General features: G+C 65.0%; 3 protein-coding genes. All 3 read right to left on the bottom strand.

Features of this window, described 5'->3' with window-relative positions; translation table 11 throughout:
- Positions 1-13 precede the first annotated feature (13 nt).
- Complete coding sequence (locus L995_RS24050) at positions 14-460, bottom strand: (2Fe-2S)-binding protein (protein WP_017404538.1); 447 nt, start codon at positions 458-460, stop codon at positions 14-16.
- Between the two features lie 51 nt (positions 461-511).
- Entirely contained in the window at positions 512-1,597 is a 1,086-nt protein-coding gene (locus L995_RS24045; protein WP_034365538.1) for a porin, read from the bottom strand.
- Positions 1,598-1,820: 223 nt separating this feature from the next.
- On the bottom strand, positions 1,821-2,256 hold a 436-nt coding region (gene rnhA, locus L995_RS24040; RefSeq protein ID WP_047473952.1), incomplete at its 5' end, for a ribonuclease HI.

Genomic DNA, 2,256 nt, shown 5'->3' with positions numbered 1-2,256 from the left:
CACGCGGCCCCGTTCATTGCTTGGACGCTGCGGCATGGATGGCCTCCCGGATGCGGTGGTAGGTGGCGCAGCGGCACAGATTGGTCATGGCCTCGTCGATCTGCGCATCGGTGGGCTGTGGATGGGCCTTGAGCAGTGCGGCAGCGGCCATGACCATGCCGGACTGGCAGTAGCCGCACTGCGGCACGTCCTTGTCCATCCAGGCCTTCTGGATGGGGTGGGAACGGTTGCTGGACAGTCCTTCGATGGTCGTGACCGCCTTGCCGCCCACCGTCGAGACGGGCAGCACGCAGGAACGCACGGGCTCGCCATCGACATGGACCGTGCAGGCCCCGCACATGCTGATGCCGCAGCCGAACTTGGTGCCCGGCAGCTTGAAGTGGTCGCGCAGCACCCACAGCAAGGGGGTCTGCCCGTCGCCGTCAAAGGCCACGCTTCGGGAATTGAGGGTGAATTTCATCGTGGGGTCTCCAATGCGCCCGCATCGACCGGGCTGCATGTCTCATGCCTCTCAGAACGAGTGGTGTATGCCTGCTGCAATCACGGTCTGCGTGCGACCGCTGGCAACGCCCACGGAATTCATCGCCGCCACGCCATCGGAGGCGCGCTGGTGCGTGACCGAGGCATGCAACTGCGTGCGCTTGGAGAAGGCGTAGCGCGCGCCCAGGTGGACCTGGTTCCACTTCGTCTGCTCGAAACGGCTGAAGGAGTAGCCGGTGTTGATGGTCACCGCCTGGCTGGTCTGCCAGGCCAGTCCCAGGTCTAGCGCGCTCATGTGGCTGGAGGCTGCGCCGTACTTGAGCGTGGAGCGCGTGAGCAGCGCGTTGAGCCGGACCGGAAGCGCATCGAGCTGGTAGCCGCCGCCGATGCCCAGCACCTGGAAGGTATCGAGCACCAGCGGCCGGCCCGCCACCAGGTCCTGGCCCAGCGCGTTCGCCAGGCCCGTGCGCCCGGCGATATCGAAGGCACGGCCACGCGCATCGGTGTAGGCCACGGCCAGATTGAGCTTGGCACTGGAATAGCTGCCCATGACGCTGTAGGTGCGGTTGGCCTGCGAGCGGCCCGGCACCTCGCCAAATCCATACTGCGCGCCGAACTGCATCCCGCCCATGCGCGGCGTCAGGTAGACCACGGAGTTGTCCACGGGGAACTGGCTGGACAGGCCGTCCAGGTTGCCCGGGTGGTACAGATAGAAGTTGTAGAGCTGGTAGCCATTGCCCCATTGGCTCAGCGTGCCGGCCGTGAAATCGACCTGGCGTCCCAGCCGCAGCGTGCCCAGCGAAGCGCTGTCCAGGCCCACCCAGGAAGCCCGGTTGAAGTAGCTGGTGGGCGAGATCGGCGAGCCGATGTCCGTGAGGAATCCGTTTTCCAGCTGGAACGAGGCCTTCAGGCCGCCCCCCAGGTCCTCGGAACCGCGCAGGCCCCAGAGGTCAGGCTGGGAGATGGCCGAATCCATGCGCGTGAGCCGGCTCCCGCGCACATCGCTGATCCAGGGCATGGTCAGGTCCATGCTGCCGTACAGCGTCACCGAACTCTGGGCCAGCGCCGCTCCCGCGCCGCCCAGCATCGCCAATGCGGCAATTGCTTTGTATTTCATCGCAAGGCTCTTTCATCGTGAGATGGTTTAAAAATTCCACAAGTGGCAATTTCAAACACCACGCCACGGAAGATGCCTGGCAGGGCGCGCATTAATTTCCACTTATGGAAATATTAGCTGCACCCATCGAGTCCTGTGTCTGGGGTTTTCATCTACCGCGTTTGAGGTAGTCCTCGGGAAGAGGAGCAAGGGACAGGCATTGCACCTGTCCCGCACAAGGCGTTCAGCGTCCCAGCGCCTGATCCACGCCCATGTTGGCCAGCGCGTCGGCGCGCTCGTTGCCGGGATCGCCCGCATGGCCCTTGACCCAGCGCCAGTCGATGCGGTGCCCGCCACCCTGCACCAGGGCGTCCAGCCGCTGCCACAGCTCCACGTTCTTGACGGGCTCCTTGGAGGCCGTCTTCCAGCCCTTGGCCTTCCAGCCGTGGATCCACTCGGTGATGCCCTTGAGCACGTACTGGCTGTCGATGTAGAGCACCACGTCGCAGGGCCGCCTGAGCGCAGACAGCGCCTCGATCACGGCCATCATCTCCATGCGATTGTTGGTGGTGTTCAGCTCGCCGCCGAACAGCTCCTTCCTGGCGCTGCCAGCCTCCAGCACCACGCCCCAGCCGCCAGGACCCGGATTGCCCTTGCAGGCACCGTCCGTATAGACGCGG

Source organism: Delftia sp. ZNC0008, assembly GCF_000799035.1.
GTDB lineage: Bacteria > Pseudomonadota > Gammaproteobacteria > Burkholderiales > Burkholderiaceae_C > Comamonas > Comamonas tsuruhatensis.
This window is presented reverse-complemented; position numbering and strand designations above follow the sequence as displayed.

What these genes read in the sequence shown, in the direction of transcription:
- L995_RS24050 (WP_017404538.1), bottom strand. Translation starts at nt 460, where the DNA reads ATGAAATTCACCCTCAATTCCCGAAGCGTGGCCTTTGACGGCGACGGG.
- L995_RS24045 (WP_034365538.1), bottom strand. Translation starts at nt 1,597, where the DNA reads ATGAAATACAAAGCAATTGCCGCATTGGCGATGCTGGGCGGCGCGGGA.